This window comes from Kitasatospora sp. NPDC051705 (genome assembly GCF_044453265.1).
Taxonomy (GTDB): domain Bacteria; phylum Actinomycetota; class Actinomycetes; order Streptomycetales; family Streptomycetaceae; genus Kitasatospora.
In genome coordinates, this window is the sequence record NZ_JBITCO010000011.1 from 1 (window position 1) to 19,412 (window position 19,412).

General features: G+C 74.4%; 16 protein-coding genes and 1 pseudogene. 11 read left to right on the top strand and 6 right to left on the bottom strand.

Translation table 11 applies throughout. The annotated features are described in order from the left end of the window. Positions 1-170: 170 nt before the first annotated feature. Together ACIA8Q_RS16230 and ACIA8Q_RS16235 are read right to left on the bottom strand one after the other, a co-directional pair. Positions 171-1,191 (bottom strand): annotated as a pseudogene (locus tag ACIA8Q_RS16230) (ISL3 family transposase); the annotation flags it as partial. Positions 1,192-1,375: 184 nt separating this feature from the next. Continuing rightward, a complete protein-coding gene (locus ACIA8Q_RS16235) occupies positions 1,376-2,170 on the bottom strand; it encodes an exodeoxyribonuclease III (RefSeq protein ID WP_396317390.1) in 795 nt (264 codons plus the stop codon). A gap of 285 nt (positions 2,171-2,455) precedes the next feature. Here ACIA8Q_RS16235 and ACIA8Q_RS16240 point away from each other — a divergent pair, with 285 nt between their 5' ends. Beyond that, on the top strand, positions 2,456-3,229 hold the full coding sequence (locus tag ACIA8Q_RS16240; RefSeq protein ID WP_360219507.1) for a GntR family transcriptional regulator: 774 nt from the start codon (positions 2,456-2,458) through the stop codon (positions 3,227-3,229). Between the two features lie 201 nt (positions 3,230-3,430). On the opposite strand, the gene ACIA8Q_RS16245 is transcribed toward ACIA8Q_RS16240, so the two are convergent. Both ACIA8Q_RS16245 and ACIA8Q_RS16250 read right to left on the bottom strand, forming a co-directional pair. Next, complete coding sequence (locus ACIA8Q_RS16245; RefSeq protein ID WP_360219504.1) at positions 3,431-4,609, bottom strand: ROK family protein; 1,179 nt, start codon at positions 4,607-4,609, stop codon at positions 3,431-3,433. A gap of 383 nt (positions 4,610-4,992) precedes the next feature. Beyond that, positions 4,993-6,558 (bottom strand): hypothetical protein, encoded by a 1,566-nt coding sequence (locus ACIA8Q_RS16250; RefSeq protein ID WP_396317338.1) that lies wholly within the window; start codon positions 6,556-6,558, stop codon positions 4,993-4,995. A 271-nt stretch (positions 6,559-6,829) separates the two neighbouring features. Between ACIA8Q_RS16250 and paaK the strand changes: the two genes are divergently transcribed. Beyond that, on the top strand, positions 6,830-8,164 hold the full coding sequence (paaK, locus tag ACIA8Q_RS16255; protein ID WP_387899627.1) for a phenylacetate--CoA ligase PaaK: 1,335 nt from the start codon (positions 6,830-6,832) through the stop codon (positions 8,162-8,164). A gap of 390 nt (positions 8,165-8,554) precedes the next feature. Here the strand turns inward: paaK and ACIA8Q_RS16260 are convergent, their stop codons facing one another. Beyond that, a complete protein-coding gene (locus ACIA8Q_RS16260; RefSeq protein WP_360219495.1) occupies positions 8,555-9,244 on the bottom strand; it encodes a hypothetical protein in 690 nt (229 codons plus the stop codon). Between the two features lie 182 nt (positions 9,245-9,426). Between ACIA8Q_RS16260 and ACIA8Q_RS16265 the strand changes: the two genes are divergently transcribed. The 8 genes from ACIA8Q_RS16265 to ACIA8Q_RS16300 all read left to right on the top strand — a co-directional run bounded on the left by ACIA8Q_RS16265 (position 9,427) and on the right by ACIA8Q_RS16300 (position 16,956). After that, positions 9,427-10,104 carry a response regulator transcription factor gene (locus ACIA8Q_RS16265; RefSeq protein ID WP_360219492.1) on the top strand — a complete coding sequence of 226 codons (678 nt, stop codon included), beginning with the start codon at positions 9,427-9,429 and terminating at the stop codon, positions 10,102-10,104. A 94-nt stretch (positions 10,105-10,198) separates the two neighbouring features. Next, a complete protein-coding gene (locus tag ACIA8Q_RS16270) occupies positions 10,199-11,539 on the top strand; it encodes a HAMP domain-containing sensor histidine kinase (protein ID WP_360219489.1) in 1,341 nt (446 codons plus the stop codon). A 323-nt stretch (positions 11,540-11,862) separates the two neighbouring features. Next, positions 11,863-12,990 (top strand): substrate-binding domain-containing protein, encoded by a 1,128-nt coding sequence (locus ACIA8Q_RS16275; RefSeq protein ID WP_360219486.1) that lies wholly within the window; start codon positions 11,863-11,865, stop codon positions 12,988-12,990. A gap of 67 nt (positions 12,991-13,057) precedes the next feature. Next, positions 13,058-13,837 (top strand): ATP-binding cassette domain-containing protein, encoded by a 780-nt coding sequence (locus tag ACIA8Q_RS16280; protein WP_387899619.1) that lies wholly within the window; start codon positions 13,058-13,060, stop codon positions 13,835-13,837. Between the two features lie 71 nt (positions 13,838-13,908). Next, positions 13,909-15,177 carry a sugar ABC transporter permease gene (locus tag ACIA8Q_RS16285; protein WP_360219513.1) on the top strand — a complete coding sequence of 423 codons (1,269 nt, stop codon included), beginning with the start codon at positions 13,909-13,911 and terminating at the stop codon, positions 15,175-15,177. A 30-nt stretch (positions 15,178-15,207) separates the two neighbouring features. After that, the gene (locus tag ACIA8Q_RS16290) at positions 15,208-15,879 is read left to right on the top strand and encodes a 50S ribosomal protein L11 methyltransferase (protein ID WP_360219480.1); all 672 of its coding nucleotides are present in this window, start codon (positions 15,208-15,210) and stop codon (positions 15,877-15,879) included. A gap of 217 nt (positions 15,880-16,096) precedes the next feature. Next, complete coding sequence (locus ACIA8Q_RS16295; RefSeq protein WP_360219477.1) at positions 16,097-16,381, top strand: hypothetical protein; 285 nt, start codon at positions 16,097-16,099, stop codon at positions 16,379-16,381. 137 nt (positions 16,382-16,518) lie between these two features. Next, entirely contained in the window at positions 16,519-16,956 is a 438-nt protein-coding gene (locus ACIA8Q_RS16300; RefSeq protein WP_360219474.1) for a GNAT family N-acetyltransferase, read from the top strand. Between the two features lie 60 nt (positions 16,957-17,016). Here the strand turns inward: ACIA8Q_RS16300 and ACIA8Q_RS16305 are convergent, their stop codons facing one another. Further along, entirely contained in the window at positions 17,017-18,453 is a 1,437-nt protein-coding gene (locus ACIA8Q_RS16305) for an aminopeptidase P family protein (protein WP_360219471.1), read from the bottom strand. A 112-nt stretch (positions 18,454-18,565) separates the two neighbouring features. Here ACIA8Q_RS16305 and ACIA8Q_RS16310 point away from each other — a divergent pair, with 112 nt between their 5' ends. After that, entirely contained in the window at positions 18,566-19,255 is a 690-nt protein-coding gene (locus tag ACIA8Q_RS16310; RefSeq protein WP_396317339.1) for a helix-turn-helix domain-containing protein, read from the top strand. Positions 19,256-19,412: the final 157 nt, after the last annotated feature.

The window sequence follows — 19,412 nt, forward strand, 5'->3', positions numbered from 1 at the left end:
GTCGTCGGCGAACTCCCCAAGACCCGCTCCGGCAAGATCATGCGCCGCCTCCTGCGCGACATCGCCGAAGGCCGCGAAGTCGGCGACACCACCACCCTGACCGATGCCACCGTGATGACGTCGATCCGAGCCCAGCTGTCCGGCGGAACCGGCAAGGACTGAGTACCCTCGGCCCTGCATCGGCGCAGGTGATCGCGATAGGGATCGACCAGCGTGGGTTCGTAGCGGGGCGTGCGGCGCTCTGCGGTGGGCTCCTTCATGCGGGAGTCCCGCTTGACGGTGTTCAGGGCGACGTCGAGACGGCGGGCGCACCCGAGTAGCCCGACGCCCTGGCCGAGCAGCCTGTGGACCGGGCGCCACCGTTCGCGGGTGGTCTGCTCGCGTACGTCTCCGGGCCGGGCGGGGTTCACGGCGGTGGCCCAGCAGGCGGCGTGGGAACGGACCTCGGCCAGGGCCTTGCCGCACGGGTTGGGCCACAGGTGCCACCTGTCGTTGACCTGCACCGCTTCGGGGAGCGCCTGGCGGATCGCCTCGCCAGGGGAGCCGGAGCTGTCGCGGCAGACATACTCGGCCCCCGGGTGCTCGCGTAGCCACGTGACCAGGGTCTGGGTGGTGCGGTCGGGCAGGACGTCGATCCGCTCGCCGGTCTCGGCGTCGATGAGCGTGGTGGCATAACGCTGACGCTGGCGCAGGGCGAAGTCGTCGACGCCGAGCACGCGCGGGACGCGCAGCCGCGGCGCCGACTGGCGCATGAGCATGCGCATGGCGGTCGAGCGGGAGACTGCGCAGGCCAGTGCGCCGGAGAGGCGGGAGCCCGCCCGGCCCGCTAACTCCTCGACGATCTTGCCGAGGTGGTCGGCGAGGCGGCGCGTGCGCCGCTGGTAGCGTTCGATCAGACCGGGGACCTGTTCGCGGATCGTCTGCCGCGGGCAGCCCCGGACCGGGCAGACCATCCGCCGGACCCGCACCGATGCCACGACCCGTCGCCCGTCCACCGGCACATCCGCCAGCACTCGCCCGTGGAAGGCATGCACCTGTCCCGTCAGCTGCCCGCACGTCGGGCACGGCACCGGTTTCGTCCCGGGTCCGTGCGGACACCCGGATGACCTCGCCCTCATCCACCGCACCCTCGACGACGAGGGCGGACAGCCCTGAAAAGACCGCACTCACAAGCTCGTTGACATCACGCATGCCGTGCCAACGAAAACAGTCACCCTCTGTTACCGCCGATTACGGGGCAGAGCCGTTGATTTGACACTCCTGCAGTGGGTTGGTCTCGTCCGCGCGCCCAGAGGCCCCCCTCGCAAAGGCCGTGACGGTCGAGATGTCTGGGCGGAGCTCCCCGCTCCTGAGGAGCCCTGCCCATGGAGAGCTGTCAGAACTGGTGGTCGAATACCGCGGTCACGGGCGCGTGGTCGCTCCATCGTTCGGTGTGGGAAGCGGCGCGTTCGACGTAGGCCTCGACGGCTTTGTCGGCCAGGGCTTTTGTGGAAACAATTAGGTCGATGCGCCAGCCGGAGTCGTTGTCGAAGGCGCGGCCGCGGTAGGACCACCAGGTGTAGGGGCCGGTGCGGTCGGGGTGGAGGGCGCGGACGACGTCGACGTAGCCGGCCTCGTCGTAGACGCGGGAGAGCCAGGCGCGCTCCTCGGGGAGGAAGCCGGCGGCCTTCTGGTTGGCCTTCCAGTTCTTGAGGTCCTCGGGGCGGTGGGCGATGTTCCAGTCGCCGCAGACCACGACCTCGCGGCCCTCGGCGGCGGCGCGGGTGCGGAGGGAGGTGAGGTGGTCGAGGAATTCCGCCATGAAGCGTTCCTTCTCGTCCTGGCGCTCGGTGCCGACTTCTCCGGAGGGGAGGTAGAGGCTGGCGACGGTCAGGCCCGGGAGGTCGATTTCCACGTACCTGCCCGAATTGTCGAATTCCTCGGACGCGAATCCGATGACGCTCCGCAGAGGCTCCTGCCGGGACAGGACGGCGACGCCGGCCCGGCCCTTGGCGGCGGAGGGGGCCCAGGCCGCGTGCCAGCCGTCCAGGTCGCGCAGTTCGACGGGCAGTTGCCCGGGCTCGGAGCGCACCTCCTGCAGGCAGATGACGTCCGCCTCGGTGGCGGCCAGCCACTCGATGAAGCCCTTCTTGGCCGCCGCCCGGATTCCGTTCACGTTCACACTCGTCACCACGATCACCCGGGCAGCCTACCGAGCGTCCGGGCCGCGGCCGAAGCGTGACGCGCGAGGTCGCGGTATGACGTGAACGCGGCATGAATATGTGCGACAGTCACACCAAGGCCTGCCATTGGTCTTGACCATCTCCGGACGAAGCCCCTACTGTCGCTTACTGCAAAGACCTTTAATAAAGAAGGACGGATAAAAGCCCGCTCTCCCACCTGCCGCAACAGCGGACAGCGGGCCCGGCATCCGCCCTCCTCGGTGCAGGGCGGACAGAACCAGGTGGAGGACACGGTGGGGACGACAGGACAGCTTTCGGCGGTGCCGGAACCGAAGTACTGGCACCTGCGCACGGTGCTGCTGCGGGCCATCGACTCGGAGTTCTCCACCGGCCAGGTCCTGCCCAACGAGCGCGAGCTGTCCGCCCGCTTCGGCGTCGCCCGCGCGACCCTGCGGCAGGCCCTCGACCAGCTGGAGCTGGAGGGCCGTCTGGTCCGCCGCCGGGGCATCGGCACCCTGGTCGCCGCCCCGCGCGTCGGCGTCCCGGTCAACCGGCAGGAGGAGGGCTGGCCCGGCGCCGCCCGCAGCCACGCCTGGCGGACGGTCGACTGCACCACCGCCCCCGCCTCCGCGCAGCTGGCCAAGAACCTGGGCATCCCCGAGGGCGCCACCGTGCACACCGTCCGCCGGGTCCGCCTGGTGGAGGGCCGGGCGGTGGCCAGCGAGTCGCTGCACGTCCCGGCCGCCGCGCTGCCGCACCTGCCCGGCTTCCGGGCCGAGAGCGACCGCGCCCGCTCGGTGCTGCGCCAGCTGGAGCGCCTGGAGGTGGACGGCGAGTCCCGCTCGGTCGAGCTGGGCGTCGCCGAGGCCAGCGAGGCCGTCCTGCTGGAGCGCCCGCCGGGCTCGCCGGTGCTGGTGATGACCACCCAGTACGCCGCGGCCGGCCGTCTGGTGGCACTGGCCGTCTCCACCTACCGGGCCGACACCTGCAAGCTGACCTTCGGTGAGACCGGTCTGGTGGAGGTCACCCCGGTCGCCGCCGGCTCCGAGGTGCGCACCGCCTCCTGATCCACCCTCCGAAAACCCTCAGGGCGAGGCCCGGACACCCGCGCGGTGTCCGGGCCTCGCCCGTGTCGGAAGCCGGTGCCCGAAGCCCGGGCCCGCCCTCCCGTGCCCGAAGGCTGCCCGGGCCCGAAGCCCGGGCCCGCCTCCGGTGCCCGAAGGCTGCCCGGGCCCGCCTCCCGTGCCCGAAGCCCGGCCCGGCACGCGTCAGGCGCGCCCGTTGCCGGTGGTCGGCGGGTCGACGGCGAAGAGCTGGTCCTCGACCTGGTCGAGGGCGACGCGCAGCGCGCCCATGGCCACGACCTCGGAGCCGAGCGCGGCGAGCGCGACCTCGGGGGCGCGCAGGGTGAACTGGGCCAGGCGTTCGCGCAGCGGTTCCAGGACGCCGTCCAGGCCGGCGGCCCAGCCGCCGATCACCACCAGCCGGGGGTCGATGGCCAGGACGAGCGCGGCGACGCCCTGCACCAGCCGGGTGAGGAAGCGGTCCATGGCGACCTTGGCCACCTCGTCGCCCTCCCGGGCGAGCCGCAGGACGCGGGCCACGGCGGCCTCGTCGAGCGGGTTGAGCGGCTTCCCGGTGGTGGAGAGCAGGCGCTCCGGGGTGACCTCCTGGCCGAGCAGGTGGAGGGCGCCGATCTCGCCGGCCGCGCCGCCGAAGCCGCGGTGCAGCCGACCGTCGATCAGGGAGCCGGCGCCGGGGCTGAGGCCGGCCATGACGAAGACGACGTCGCCGGCGCCGACGGCGGCGCCCTGCCAGTGTTCGGCGATGGCGGCGAGGTTGGCGTCGTTCTCGATCAGGACGGGGCAGCGGAAGGAGCGGCGCAGCCGGGCGCCGAGGTCGAGTCCGGTCCAGCCGGGCATGGCGGTGCCGAGCTGGACGGTGCCCTCGCGGTCGACGATGCCGGGGGTGCCGACGCCGACGGCCCACAGGTTGTCGCGGGAGATGCCGGCCTTGCGCAGCACCTCGGCGACGGCGGTGCGGACGGCGGCGAGCCGGTCCTCGGCCTCCAGGGTCTCGTCCACCGGCTTGAAGTGACTTCCCACCACCTCGCCGGTGAGGTCGGCGAGGACGACCCGGATGTCGTGCACCCCGATCTCGATGCCGAGGATATGCCCGGCCTCGGCGCGGAACCGGAACCAGCGGGCCGGGCGGCCGCGGCGGCCGGCGCCGCTCTGCCCGTCGTCCTTGGGCTGCTCGACCTCGGCCACCAGGCCGGTCTCCACCAGGCCCTCGATGACGCCCTCGACGGTGGGGCGGGAGAGTCCGGTCTCGCCGACGAGCTGGGTGAGGGTCACGGAGTGGCCGGTCCGCAGCGCCCGAAGCGTGACCGCCGCGTTGATCCGCCGCAGCAGTGAGGAGTCTCCTCCGGTGAGCCGATCCGCCAATGCGATGCCCTTCGCCGTTCGCGCGACTGCCCTGGCGCGCGGTGTCGAGTGCGCGGTGCCCACCGAATGGCCCGCGGGGGTGTGCCGTCCGGTCACGGCGCGCCGGCAGGGGGCCGCCCGCGCCAGGGCCGGAGGACATGCGGGAGCCTACCCGGGGGCGGGCCCGGCGGGCGAGAATCCCCGCAGCTCATCCAGGCTTCGGTATCGAAATGGTACGCATCGGGTGGCGGTGCGTGACCCGGGCTTCACCGCTCGACCACGGACGGCCCGTACCGGGGCCCCCGGAGCGGCCCGGAGGCGGGTACGGGCGGGGCGGCGCCCCGGCGCCGGGTACGGGCGGAGCCGCGGTGCCGCCGGGGGCGGTCGGCGGTGGTGCTGTCGGGTCAGGGGGTCACGGCCGCGAACAGCCGCTGCCCGAGCAGGCCCATCGGGTGGCCGTCCTCGGGCAGCACCAGGACGGTCGGGCAGCCCGCGGCGGTGAGCGCGGCCCGCCAGTGCTCCGCGGGGCGGGCGGGGTCGACCCCGGCCCGGCCGGTGATCAGCAGGTCCAGTTGTTCGTCGGTCGGGGCGAGGAGCAGCAGCAGGCCGCCGGGTACCAGCAGGTCGGTCAGTTCGGCGAGGCCGGGGCAGGCGGGGCCCGCGAGGCCACCGGCCCCGGCCGGGTCGCCGGTGTCGCCGACGGTGGCCACGAGGACGTCGTAGCGGTCGCCGTCGGGCTGCTGGTGGTGGTCGGCGGTGCGCCGGGGGCGGGCGGCGAGGGCCCGGGTGACGGCGGAGTCGGCTCCGTCCGGGCCGAGTTCGAGCACGCGCAGCGGGGCCGGCCCGTCGTGGGCCTCGGCGAGGCCGCGGACGAGTGCGCCGAGGGCGGCGCCGAGGTAGCCGCGTGAGGCGGCCCAGCGGACCGGGGTGGCGGCGGCCCGGGGTTCGTCCTGCCCGGTGATCAGGCGGGGGAGCCGCAGGGCGCCGCGCCGGACCCGGTCCAGGGCGGTGACCGGGCCGAGGCCGTCGGTCCAGGTCTCGACGGCGGGCCGCCAGGACTCCCGGGCCTCGGCCGGGGTGGGGGCGGAGCGGCCGTGCAGGGCGTCGCCGTGGCGGGCTATCAGGCCGTGCCGGTGGAGGGCGTCGAGCCAGCGGGTGACCCGGGGGCGTTCGGCGGGGGTGGTGCCGGTGGCGGCGAGGATCTCGTCCTCGGTGTGTCCCCGCGCGGGGTCGGTGAGGACGTCGCTCTGCTGGAGGGTCAGCAGCAGGGCCGTGAGCACGGCGTGGTCGAGCTGGGCGCCGAAGGCCCGGACCTGCTCGGGGGTGATGCCGATGGTGTGCTTCCACGCGGCGGCCGAGGCGGTGGCGACGGCGCCGCGCAGGCGCCGGTCGGCGGCCTCGGCGGGGCTGTGCGGGGCGCGGACGTGGGCGAGGACGGCGCCGAGCGCGTCGACGGCGGCGTACACGTCGTCCTGCCGGGGTTCGGGGCCGACGTGCAGGACGAGCCGCAGCGCGCCGAGGTCGTGGCCGGGGAGGCCGGGGTCGCGGCTGAGGCGCCAGAGCAGGGTGGAGGGCAGGCTGAGGTGGGTGGTGGCGCTGTCGGCGAGGGCGGTGAGCTGCTGGTGGGGTTCCTGGTCGAGGTCGCCGCAGTGGACGGTGCCGCCGGCGAGGAGGGTGGCCAGGGCGAGTTCGACGGTGAGGTCGGTGGCGGGGTGGAGGACGGTGTGCCGGATGGGCGGGGCCCCGAGGACGCCGGCCCAGTGCCGCAGCCGTTGTTCGGCGGTGCGGGCGGCGGAGGGGGCCAGCGCGGCGTGGGCGGCGACCCGCTCGGCGAGGGCCCGGGGCAGGCCGCCGGGCGGGGAGACTCCGAGCAGCAGGCCGATGCCGCTGATCGCGCGCCCGCCGGCGACGACGGCGGGCCGGTCGCCGAGTTCGCGCAGCGCGCTGACCAGGGCAGGGGTCGGGGGCACGGTGATCACTCCGGGGTGTGGGGGGAAGCCGCACTACTGAACCATGCGGCCGGGTCGGGCGCTGCCGTGCACGGGTCAAGATTCCGTAATGATTTTCATATCGGCCAGCCAAAGCGGTCGGACGATCTCCGCCCGAAGCGGATGGAACTCCGCATTCCGGAAGGGTGATCGACTCCTTGACAGGCGCTCCGGGCGCTGGGTTACTTGGCCGTGGGAGCCTGACCGAACGATCGGTAGGCACCCGGATCGGCCGACCCGTGGAGGAGCGACGATGACCGGCACCCCGCCCGACCCGCACCGACGGCTCGGGGAGCCGATCCCGCCCGCCCTGCTGGACGACGGCGAACGGCTGGGCCTCGACGAACTCCGCGCCCTCCAGCTCGAGCGGCTCCGGGCCACCCTGCGCCACGCGTACGGGGAGGTCGAACTGTACCGCCGGAAGTTCGACGCGGCCGGCGTCCGCCCCGAGGACTGCCGCACCCTGGCCGACCTCGCCCGCTTCCCCTTCACCACCAAGGCCGACCTGCGCGAGGGCTACCCGTTCGGGATGTTCGCCGTCCCGATGGAGCGGGTCCGCCGGATCCACGCCTCCAGCGGCACCACCGGGCGCCCGACCGTCGTGGGCTACACCGAGGCCGACCTGTCGATGTGGGCCGACGTCGTCGCCCGCTCGATCCGCGCCGCCGGCGGCAGGCCCGGTCACAAGGTCCACATCGCCTACGGCTACGGGCTGTTCACCGGCGGCCTGGGCGCGCACTACGGCGCCGAGCGGGCCGGCTGCACCGTCATCCCGGCCTCCGGCGGCATGACGGCCCGGCAGGTGCAGATCATCCAGGACTTCCGCCCCGAGATCATCATGGTCACCCCCTCCTACCTGCTGACGCTCCTCGACGAGTTCGAGCGGCAGGGCGTCGACCCGCGCGACACCTCGCTGCGCATCGGCATCTTCGGGGCCGAACCGTGGACCGAGGAGATGCGCCGGGAGATCGAGGACCGGCTCGACCTGCACGCCGTCGACATCTACGGCCTCTCCGAGGTGGTCGGTCCGGGCATCGCGCAGGAGTGCGTGGAGACCAAGGACGGGCTGCACATCTGGGAGGACCACTTCTACCCGGAGGTCGTCGACCCGTTCACCGACCGGGTGCTGCCCGGGGGCGAGGGCGGCGAGCTGGTCTTCACGTCGCTCACCAAGGAGGCGCTGCCCGTCGTCCGCTACCGCACCCGCGACCTCAGCCGGCTGCTGCCCGGCACCGCGCGGCCGGCCTTCCGGCGGATGGAGAAGGTGACCGGGCGCAGCGACGACATGATCATCCTGCGCGGCGTGAACCTCTTCCCGACCCAGGTCGAGGAGATCCTGCTGCGCACCCCGGGCGTCGCGCCGCACTTCCAGCTGCGGCTCTCCCGGCAGGGGCGGCTGGACGCGATGACCGTCCGGGTCGAGGCGCGTCCGGACGCGCCGGCCGAACGACGGGCGGCCGCGCGGGAGGAGATCGCCCGGGCGGTGAAGGACGGGGTGGGCGTCACCGTCGAGGTGGAGGTGGTGGACCCGTACACGCTGGAGCGGTCGGTGGGGAAGATCAAGCGGGTGGTCGACGAGCGCGGCTGACGGTGCGGGGCCGGGGCGCCGTTCGCGCCGCTCGCGGCGGTGCGGTGCGGTGCGGCGTGGTGTCGGCGGTGGGCGCGGCGCACGGTGCGCGGGGTGCGCGGGGTGCGCGAGGAGGTCGGAGGCGCACGGCTGTCCGGGGGGTGATGCCGTACGCCTCCGACGTCTACAGAAATGTAGACGGCTGGTCCGGGTGCCGTCCAGCCACCGCGCGCCGTTCGTCCGCCGAGCGTCCGCCGCCACCGCGCGCCGGCCGGGGGCTCACCGGTCCCGTCCGTCCCGGAGTCGGGCCGTCCCGCAGCCGGTCCCGTCCCGGAGCCGGTCCCGGCTCACTCTCCCCGGGCACCCCGACCGTTCCCTCCCCGGCCGGGGCGTCCGGCGTGCCGGGTCGCCTCAGCGCCCGGAGCCGTCGACGACGGTGTTCCCGGTCAGCTCGCCGCTGGTGCCGTCCACCGTCACCCGGTGGCGCACGCCGTCCGGGCCCACGACCACGACGGCCCAGGCCGCCGAGCCGCCCTGCGCGGTGACCCGGTTCAGCGACTCGGCCCGCCCGCCGGGCACGGCGGCCTGCGCCTTGTCCAGCGCGGCGGAGGCGCCCAGCGACGGCAGCGGTGCCGGGGCCGGGCGGCCGGCGTCGGCGCCCGGCCGGTCGCCGCGCCCCTCGCCCTGCCCGCCGCCGTGGTGCCGGCCGGCACCGGCCCGGTGCTCGTCGCCGCCGCGGCCGCCCAGGTCGCCGTGGTCGTGCGAGCCGCCCTCGTCGCCCCGGCCGTTCTCGCCCCGGCCGTTCTCGCCCCGGCCGTTCCCGTCCTGGCCGCCGTGCGACCAGGGGCCCTTCCCGACCGGACCGTCCCCGGCCCGGTCGAGCGCGCCGTGGTGCCCGCGCGCCATCCCCTCGTGCGCGACGGAGACCACCACCGCGCCCGCGCCGACCAGCGCGACCGCGGCGACCCCGGCGGCTATCCGCTTCTCCTGACCGCTCGCCCAGCCGCGCAGCCGGGCCGCCCGGGAGCGCTTCGGCGCCGGTTCGGGCTGCCACTCCGGGCCCTCGGGCAGCGGGGTGGTGGAGGACGTGGCGTCGCTCATCGGGCGTTCTCCTTGCCTGGGCTGTTCATCGCGCCCGGAACCCCCGGGTCGCGCCCGGCGATCATGGCGGACCCTTCCTGAACCCCCGCTTAAGACCGGCCCGCCCCCCCGTTGGGACCCGCCCCCCCCGGTGGGACCCGCCCGGCGGCGGGGCGCGCGGGGCCACCTGGCACCCTGAGCGGATGCACATACTCGTCGTCGAGGACGAACACCGGATGGCCACGGCGCTGCGCCGGGGCCTGGAGGCGGACGGCCACACCGTCGACACCGCCGCCAACGGGCCCGACGGCCTCGTCCTCGCCGGCCGCCACCCCTACGACGTGATCGTCCTCGACATCATGCTGCCCGGCCTGGACGGCTACCGGGTCTGCGCCAGGCTGCGCGCCGACGGCTGCCGGGCCGGGATCCTGATGCTCACCGCCAAGGACGGCGAGTGGGACGAGGCGGAGGCGCTGGACACCGGCGCCGACGACTACCTCTCCAAGCCGTTCTCCTTCGTCGTGCTGCTCGCCCGCCTGCGCGCCCTGCATCGCCGGGTCGACCTGCGGCGCCCGCGCCTGCACACCCTCGGCGACCTCGTCCTGGACGCCAACGCCCTCACCTGCACCCGGGCCGGCACGCCCGTCCACCTGACCGCCCGGGAGTTCGCGATCCTGGAGTGCCTGGCGGCGCGCGCCGGGACGGTGGTCTCCAAGCGGGAGATCCTCGACCAGGTCTGGGACGCCGACCACGACGCCGACCCGAGCGTCGTCGAGGTCCACGTCCACGCGCTGCGCCGCAAGATCGACGCCCCGTTCGGCCGGACCGCGCTGCAGACCATGCGCGGCGCCGGCTACCGGCTCGCCCCGGACGGCGGCTGAGGTGCACCCGCGCGTCCCCCGGCTCCGGAGCGCCCTCCGTGCCCCGCGGCTCCCGCGGCTCCCGCGCCGGCTGCACCGGTTCGTCCCCCGGTCGGTGCGAGCCCGGGCCACCGCCGCCGCCGGGACGGTGCTCGCCGCGGCCCTCGCCCTGGCCGGCGCCGGACTGCTCGCCACCGTGCGCGCGGACCTGGTCGCCTCCGCCGCCTCGGCTACCCGCCAGCAGGCCGAGACCGTCGCCCAACTCGCCGCCCAGGGGCGGCTCACGCCCGTGCTGCACGCCGGACACGGCACCGACTTCCTGCAGGCCGTCGACGCGCACGGCACCGTGCTCGCCGCCAGCCCGGACCTGAGCGGCCGGCCGGCCCTCACCGCCGCCCGCCGGGCCGGCTCGCACACCACCCACGACGTCGATCCGCTGCACGACCACCACCGCCAGCGGCTCACCGCCGTCACCACCGACACCCCGGACGGGCCGGTCACCGTCTACGCGGGCACCTCGCTGCGGGCGGCCGACGAGGCCCTCGACACCACCCGGGCCGCGCTCGCCGTCGGCTGCCCGCTGCTGCTGCTCACCGGGGTCGTCGTGACCTGGCGGGTGACCGGGCACGCGCTGCGGCCGGTGGAGGCGATCCGGGCCGAGGTCGACGCGATCACCGGGCAGGACCTGCACCGCCGGGTGCCCGAACCCGGCACCGCCGACGAGATCGCCCGGCTCGCCGCCACCATGAACGCCATGCTCGACCGGCTGGAGGACACCGGACGGCGCCAGCGCCGGTTCATCGCCGACGCCTCGCACGAACTGCGGAGCCCGCTGGCGGTGCTGCGCACGCAGCTGGAGGTCGCCGACACCCACCCCGACCCGGCGGTGCGGGCCGAGCTGGTGCACGGCGCGCTCCAGGACACCGACCGGCTGCAGGGCCTCGCCACCGACCTGCTGCTGCTCGCCCGGCTCGACGCGGGCGGCGGGGCCGAGGAGCGGCCCCGGCAGCGGACCGACCTCACCGGGCTGGTCGCCGCGACCGTGCTCGGCCGCCCGGCCGGGGCGCACCGGCGCACCACCGACCTCGCCCCGGGGGTGGCCGTCGACGGTGTCCCGCTCTGGCTCGGGCGGCTGCTCACCAACCTGCTCGACAACGCCGACCGGCACGCGGCCGGCGCCGTCCACGTGCGGCTGGCCGCCGACCCCGGCCGGGGCGTGGCCGTCCTGGACGTGGAGGACGACGGCCCGGGCATCCCGCCGGCCGACCACGAGCGGGTCTTCGAACGTTTCACCAGGCTGGACGACGCCCGTAGCCGGGACGAGGGCGGCAGCGGACTCGGCCTCTCGATCGCCCGGGACATCGCCCGCCACCACGGCGGCACCCTGGCCGTCGTACCGGCGCCGTCCGGCACCCGGCTGAGGGCGGAGCTCCCGATGGCGGCCCCGCACCGGTGACCGCGGGACGGTGACCGGGGGACCGGTGACCGCGGGACGGCGATCGCGGGACGGCGATCGCGGGACGGTGACCGCAGCGCGGTGAGCGCGGAGCGAATGCTGACGGTCGGACACCGGACGCGCCGCCGGCCCCGCCCGGCCCCGCCCGGCATCGTCGACGGCCGTCGACGGCCCTCGGCGGGCGCCGACGGGTGCGCGGCTCCCTCCGACGGCCGAGCCCGGACGCTCCCGGTGACCCGTTCGGCCCAGCCGGGATCGTGGTGACGGCCGGAGGTTCCCAGACTCGGAGGAGCGGGGGCGAACTCAACCGGAGAGGCTTCCTCATGAGCATCGGGCTTCGCCGCGTCCTCGCGGTGACCGCAGTGGTTTCCCTCGGCCTGGGCGCGGCGTCCTGCGGCAGTGCCAAGCAGTCCACCACCAGCAGTGGCGGCTCCTCGGGCAGCTCGGGCGGCGCGAGTGTGAGCGGCAGGGGAGCCGTGCGGATCGGCCTGCTGCTGCCGGAGAGCAAGACCACCCGCTACGAGCAGTTCGACCGGCCGCTGATCGAGCAGAAGATCAAGGAACTGGCCCCGGACGCGCAGATCGACTACTACAACGCCAACCAGGACGCGACGCTCCAGCAGACCCAGGTGGACACCGCCCTGACCAAGGGCGACCAGGTGCTGATCCTGGACGCGGTGGACTCCAAGTCGATCCAGTCCTCCGTCCAGAAGGCCCACGACGCGGGCGTGAAGGTGGTCGCCTACGACCGCCTCGCCCAGGGCCCGGCGGACGCCTACGTGTCCTTCGACAACCACAAGGTCGGCCAACTCCAGGGCCAGGCCCTGGTGGCGGCGGTCGGGGACAAGGCGAACAGCGGCCAGATCATCATGATCAACGGCTCGCCCACCGACCCCAACGCGGCCGACTTCAAGGCCGGCGCGCACAGCGCCATCGACGGCAAGCTGAAGATCGGCAAGGAGTACGACACCCCGCAGTGGGACCCGAACACGGCCAACCAGGAGGCCGCCGCCGGCATCACCGCGATCGGCCCGAACAACGTGGTCGGCATCTACTCCGCCAACGACGGCATGGCCGCCGGTATCGCCACCGCGCAGAAGGCCGCCGGGATCAACACCCCGCTCACCGGGCAGGACGCCCAGCTCGACGCCATCCAGCGGATCCTGGTCGGCACCCAGACCATGACGATCTACAAGCCGTTCAAGCCGGAGACCGACGCCGCCGCGCAGATGGCCGTCACGCTGGCCCAGGGCCAGTCGCTGCCCTCCACCGTGGTGCCCACCTCGTCGACCAGCGGCAGCGGCAACAAGGTGCCGTCCAACCTCATCACGCCGATCGTGGTCAACAAGGACAACGTCAAGACCACCGTGGTCCAGGACGGCCTGTACACCGTCGCCCAGATCTGCACCCCGGAGTACGCCGCCGCCTGCACCGCGGCCGGCCTCCAGTAGTCCGCGGCGTCCCGTAACGAGCAGGCCCCGCCTCCACACCGGAGGCGGGGCAAGGGAGTTGGTCACTGTGGCAGGTGAGACCGTACTGGCCCTGCGCGGGGTCTCCAAACGGTTCGGCGCCGTCCAGGCGCTCACCGACATCGAACTGGAGGTGCACGCCGGAGAGGTGCTGGCCCTGGTCGGCGACAACGGCGCCGGCAAGTCCACCCTGGTGAAGTCGATCGCCGGCGTGCACCAGCCGGACGACGGGTCGATCGAGTGGCAGGGCCGCCGGGTGTCCATCCACCGGCCGCAGGACGCCCAGCACCTGGGCATCGCGACGGTCTACCAGGACCTCGCGCTCTGCGACAACCTCGACGTGGTCGGGAACCTCTTCCTCGGCCGCGAGATCCGGCGCTTCAGCATCCTCGACGAGGTCGCGATGGAGAAGCGCTCCCGGACGCTGCTGGACACCCTCTCCATCCGCATCCCGAGCGTGCGCATCCCCGTCGCCTCGCTCTCCGGCGGCCAGCGCCAGGTGGTCGCGATCGCCCGCGCGCTGATCGGCTCGCCCAAGGTCGTCATGCTGGACGAACCCACCGCCGCCCTCGGCGTCGAGCAGACCGCCCAGGTGCTCGACCTGGTCGAGCGGCTGCGCGAGCAGGGCCTCGGGGTGATCCTGATCAGCCACAACATGGCGGACGTGATGGCCGTCGCGGACACCGTCGCGGTGCTGCGCCTCGGCCGCAACAACGGCGTCTTCGACAAGCGCTACACCAACCAGGAACAGATCATCTCGGCCATCACCGGCGCCACGGACAACGCCGTGACCCGCCGGCAGGCCCGCGGCACGGAGGGCTCCCAGTGACCGAGAACTTCCCCGGGGGCGCCCCCGGCGGCGAGCCCGAGCGCCAGCACGTCCCGCTGCCCGAGGACAGCATGCCCAAGGGCGGCGTCAACGCGCCCGTCCCGGTCGCCCCCGAGGCGACCCCGGCCGTCGACCCGCGGCTGATCGTCCGCCAGGAGGGCGTCAAGGGCTACGTCGGCGAGTTCCGCCGCCGCCTCAGCAGCGGCGAACTCGGCTCGCTGCCGGTGGTGCTGGCCCTGATCGTGATCTGGGCCGTGTTCGGCAGCCTGAACAGCAGCTTCCTGTCCGCGCAGAACCTCTCCAACCTGTCCCAGCAGATCGTCGGGACCGGCATGATCGCGATCGGCGTGGTCTTCGTGCTGCTGCTCGGCGAGATCGACCTCTCGGTCGGCTCGGTCAGCGGCCTGTGCGCGGCGATCTACGCCGTCCTGCTGGTCACCCACGGCGTCAACCAGTGGGTGGCGCTGCTGGTCGCCCTCGCGGGCGGTGCCGTCGTCGGCCTCATCCAGGGCGTCTTCTTCGCCAAGGTCGGCGTCCCGGCGTTCGTCGTCACCCTCGCCGGCAACCTGGGCTGGAACGGCCTGATGCTCCAGGTGCTCGGTGCGACCGGCACCGTCAACCTCCCCGGCACCGACATCGTCTCCCGGCTCTACAGCACCATCTACGGGCAGCAGGCCGCCGCCTACGGGGCGGCGGTGGTGGGCGTCGCGCTGTTCGTCCTCGCCTCGCTGCTGGACGCCCGGCGGCGCCGCGCCGCCGGGGTGCCGTACCGGCCGGTGGCCGACGTCGTGCTGCGCACCGTCCTGTTGGCGATCATCGCGTTCCTGGCCGCCTACACGCTCAACCAGTACAAGGGGCTGCCGCTGGCCCTGCTGATCTTCCTGGTCTTCATCGTGGTGCTGGACTTCGTGCTGCGCCGCACCGCCTACGGCCGCCAGGTGTTCGCGCTCGGCGGCAACATCGAGGGCGCCCGCCGGGCCGGCATCAACGTGTCCTGGATCCGGATCAGCGTCTTCACCATCTGCTCCACCATGGCGGCGGTCGGCGGCCTCTTCCTCGCCGCGCAGATCCAGTCCGCCAGCCAGACCTCCGGCGGCGGGAACCTGCTGATGAACGCCATCGCGGCGGCCGTCATCGGCGGCACCAGCCTGTTCGGCGGCCGCGGCAAGACCTGGTCGGCGCTGCTCGGTGCCCTGGTGATCGGCTCGATCCAGTCCGGCATGAACATCCAGGGCCTGAGCAACGCCATCCAGTTCATGATCACCGGTCTGGTGCTGCTGGCCGCCGTCGTGGTCGACTCGCTGGCCCGGCGCACCCAGAAGGCGGCCGGCCGGGCGTGAGCACCCCGGCGCGGGCCCTATGCTGCCGACATGCCGAGTGAGCTGCGCACTCTTCAGCCGGAGACCGACCTCGCCTTCGTGCGGAGCGCGACCGAGCTGAAGCCCGTCCCGTTCGTCCCCGAGGTCCGGCTGCACATGGCCGAGGACGCCATCGCCCTGTGGGAGACCACCGAGCGGGCCCGTGGCGAGGTGGGGCTGCCGCCGCCGTTCTGGGCCTTCGCCTGGGCCGGCGGGGTGGCCGTCAGCCGCCACCTGCTGGACCACCCCGAGCTCGTCGCCGGGCGGACGGTGCTCGACGTGGCGGCCGGGTCCGGGGTGGTCGGGGTCGCCGCCGCCCTGTGCGGGGCGCGGTCGGTGTACGCCGCCGAGATCGACGCCTACGCGGTGGCCGCGATCGGTCTGAACGCGCGGGCCAACGGCGTGCGGGTGGAGGCCGCCCTGGTGGACCTGGTCGACGGCGACGGCGCCCCGGCCGACGTGGTCCTCGCGGGGGACGTCTTCTACGAGCGGGAGATGGCCGCCCGCTTCCTGCCCTTCCTGGAGCGGGCCGCCGCCCGCGGCGCGACCGTCGTCGTCGGCGACCCCGGGCGGGCCTACCTGCCCCGGGACCGGTTCACCGCGCTCGCCGACTACCGGGTGCCGGTGGTCGCCGACCTGGAGGACACCGCCGTCAAGACCACCACGGTGTGGCGGCTCGGCTGACGGGTGCTCACCCGGTGCCGGAGCGACGGGCTTTCGGAGCGACGGGCTTTCGGCGCGAGGGGTTTCGGAGCGATGGGGTTTCGGTGCGGGTGTGGTGCGGGTGTGGTGCCCGGGCACCGGTGGTGCCATCGGTGACGCACGGTCATGCCACCATGGTTACCGGCCGGTAATCAGATGGTTCCCGGCCAGTGAAACCGCACCACCGTAAGGAGTCACCATGCGTCGACGCATCTCGGCCCTCGTCCTGACCGCAGCCCTGGCCGGGGGTGCCCTGGCGACGGTCGCCCAGGTCGCCGCCGCCCAGCCCGCGGCGGCCGCCTCCGTCACCGTTGACCTCAACAAGATGCGCCAGCAGGTCCAGGACCTCCGCCAGAAGGCCAACCGCCTGGACCACGAGGGCGAGCGGGACGCCGCCCGCAAGGCCCGTGCCCAGGCCGACCAGCTGCAGCGCCGGATCGACCAGATCGAGAAGTCCGAGCGGGAGTCCGGCCGCCACTTCTGACGGTCGTCGCGTTCGCGCCGCCGCCCGCCCCGCCCGTCGACCGGGCCGGGGCGGGCGGCGCCGTCGTCCCCGCCGAGGGCCGTCCGCGGAGCGGAATTCCCGGTGGCGGCCCGGGGCCTGCTGCTAGACAGGCCCGCATGACCGAACAGATCGCCCTGCGCACCGCCACCCCCGACGAGATCCCCGCCCTGTTGGCCCTCTGGGCCAGGGCGGCCAAGGGCGCCAGCATCACGGACGACCCGGCGGGCGTGGCCGCGCTGCTCGCCCGTGACCCCGAGTGCCTGATCGTCGCCACCCCGGCCGGCGACCCGGCGACCCTCCTCGGCACCGTCATCGCCGGGTGGGACGGCTGGCGCTGCCACCTCTACCGGCTCGCCGTCGACCCCGACCACCGCCGGCGCGGCATCGGCGCCGCCCTGCTGGCCGCCGCGGAGCGGCGCTTCGCCGCGCTGGGCGGCCGCCGTGCCGACGCCATGGTGCTCGACGACAACGCCCCGGGCCACCGCACCTGGCAGGCCGCCGGGTACCGGCCGGAGCCGCAGTGGAGCCGCTGGGTCAAGCCACTGCCGGCCTGATCCGCCCCCGGCCCGGTCCGCCCCGGCCCGTCGACCGGGCCGGGGCGGGCGGCGCCTCCGTCAGCCGCGCAGGGCGGCCAGCCAGGCCTCTACCTCGTCGGAGCGGCGGGGGAGGGCTGCGGAGAGGTTCTCGTTGCCGTCCTCGGTGACCAGGATGTCGTCCTCGATCCGGACGCCGATGCCGCGGTACTCGGCCGGCACCGTCAGGTCGTCCTGCTGGAAGTAGATCCCCGGCTCCACGGTGAGCACCATGCCCGGGCGCAGCGGGCCGTCGACGTGGATCTCGGTGCGGGAGTGGGCGCAGTCGTGGACGTCGATGCCGAGCATGTGGCCGGTGCCGGCCAGCGTGAACCGGCGGTGCAGGCCCAGCTCGTAGACCTTGTCGGCGGTGAGGTCGCCGAACAGGCCCCAGGAGGTGAGGTGTTCGGCGAGCTCGCGCTGCGCGGCGCGGTGGAAGTCGCGGAAGTCGGCGCCGGGCCGCACCGCGGCGATGCCCGCCTCCTGCGCCGCGTACACGGCGTCGTAGACCTTGCGCTGGAGGTCGCTGAACCGGCCGTCGACGGGCAGCGTGCGGGTGATGTCGGCGGTGTAGAGGTGGTGCGTCTCCACGCCCGCGTCGAGCAGCAGCAGCTCGCCCGGCTTCGCGCGGCCGTCGTTGCGGACCCAGTGCATGGTGGTGGCGTGCGCGCCGGCCGCCGCGATCGTGCCGTAGCCGACGTCGTTGCCCTCGACCCGGGCGCGGACGAAGAAGGTGCCCTCGATCAGCCGCTCCGCCGTCTCGGTGTCGGCGCCGAGCACCCGCACGACGTCCTCGAAGCCGCGGGCGGTGGCCTCGCAGGCGAAGCGCAGCTCGGCGATCTCGAACGCGTCCTTGACCAGGCGCTGGCCGGACAGGAAGACCCGGAACTCCTCGTCCCGCTCGGCGGTGGCCCGCTCGCGCAGGGTCTCGTCGACGCCCGCGTCGTGGCCGCGCAGCACCCGCACCGGCGCGGTGGCGGCCTGCAGGTCCGCCCGGACGCCGCGGACGTCCCGGCAGGGCAGGCCGAGCAGGCGCTCGTTCTCGGTCAGGCTGTTGCGGCGGCCGTCCCACAGCTCGCCGTGGGTGTCGAGCCAGAACTCGCCGTTCTCCCGGTCGGAGCGGTTGCGCAGGTAGACGGCGGCGCGGTGGCCGGTGTCGCCGGTGGGCTCCAGGACCAGCACCGCGTCCTCGGAGCGGTCGCCGGTGAGGTAGGCGTAGTCGGAGGTCGGGCGGAACGGGTAGTCGGTGTCGTTGGCCCGCACCTTGGGGTTGCCGGCCGGGACCACCAGGAGCTCGCCGGGGAAGGCGGCGGACAGCTCGGCGCGGCGGCGGGCGGTGTGCCCGGCCTGCGGAAGCGGCGCGAGGTCCGACCGCTCGGTGTCGGCCCAGCCGTGCTTCATGCTCTCGGCGAGCTCCTCGGTCACCCCGCGGGTCAGGCCGTTCTTCCGGTACGTGATGGTGTCGGCGGACTCGGTCACTGCGGTCTCCTGGTGAGGGTGGTGGACGTGGGGTGTCTCGCTACGCTGACCCGTCCGTCGGCATGCGTCCCGTACGGTATATCGAACAGAGTCCGAAGAGAAGAGGTCGAGCGTGAGCGACTCCGAGGGATCCGTCCGGGGCGTCCTCGCCGCCAACCTGAAGCGTGTCCGGGCCCAGCAGGGGCTGTCGCTCTCCGAGGTGTCCCGGCGGGCCGGGATCGGCAAGGCGACCCTCTCCCAGCTGGAGTCCGGCACCGGCAACCCGACCCTGGAGACGGTGTTCGGGCTCTCCCGGGTGCTCGGCGTGCCGATCTCCGACCTCGTGGAGGGGCGGCCCGCCGAGGAGGTCACCGTGGTGCGGGCGGCCGACGCCGAGGTGCTGAGCGGGCGCGGCGTCGACCTGCGCCCGCTGCGCCGGATCGAGGCGGAGGGCGTGGTGTTCGAGGTCTACGACCAGCAGGTGCGCACCGACGGCACGCAGATCTCCGCCGGCCACACCGGCACCGAGCACACCGTCGTGCAGTCCGGCCGGCTGCGGGTCAGGGCGGGCCGCCGCGAGTTGGAGCTGGGCCCCGGCGACTACGTCGGCTTCGACGCCTCGCTGCCGCACTCCTACACCGCCGTCGGCGGCGAGCCGGTCCGTTCGGTGCTGCTGCTGCAGTACCGGGCGGAGCAGCGGCTGCACGTCACGGACGGCGGAGCGGGTCCGGACGGAGCGGCGCCGGACGGGGCGGCCGGGCGGGCGGCGCTGGAGCCCGCGGCCCGACCGGCCCTGGGGTCGTCGCCGGGGAGCGCGCACTGAACCGGTGCGGTTCGCCAGGGCCGCCGTTCGTTCGCTGAACCGAACGGGCGGCCGGGGATGCTCCGGCCCCCACTCCCCTCGCGGTGGGGGCCGGAGCGGGTCCCCGTCGCGCCGACGGGACGAGCATGCCAAGGGCGGCCGCCGGACGGCCATGTAT

Excerpts from the sequence above, each read along its gene's own strand:
- ACIA8Q_RS16295 (WP_360219477.1), top strand. The coding sequence starts at position 16,097 with ATGCGTCGACGCATCTCGGCCCTCGTCCTGACCGCAGCCCTGGCCGGG.
- ACIA8Q_RS16300 (WP_360219474.1), top strand. The coding sequence starts at position 16,519 with ATGACCGAACAGATCGCCCTGCGCACCGCCACCCCCGACGAGATCCCC.
- paaK (WP_387899627.1), top strand. The coding sequence starts at position 6,830 with ATGACCGGCACCCCGCCCGACCCGCACCGACGGCTCGGGGAGCCGATC.
- ACIA8Q_RS16290 (WP_360219480.1), top strand. The coding sequence starts at position 15,208 with ATGCCGAGTGAGCTGCGCACTCTTCAGCCGGAGACCGACCTCGCCTTC.
- ACIA8Q_RS16285 (WP_360219513.1), top strand. The coding sequence starts at position 13,909 with ATGCCCAAGGGCGGCGTCAACGCGCCCGTCCCGGTCGCCCCCGAGGCG.
- ACIA8Q_RS16265 (WP_360219492.1), top strand. The coding sequence starts at position 9,427 with ATGCACATACTCGTCGTCGAGGACGAACACCGGATGGCCACGGCGCTG.
- ACIA8Q_RS16275 (WP_360219486.1), top strand. The coding sequence starts at position 11,863 with ATGAGCATCGGGCTTCGCCGCGTCCTCGCGGTGACCGCAGTGGTTTCC.
- ACIA8Q_RS16260 (WP_360219495.1), bottom strand. The coding sequence starts at position 9,244 with ATGAGCGACGCCACGTCCTCCACCACCCCGCTGCCCGAGGGCCCGGAG.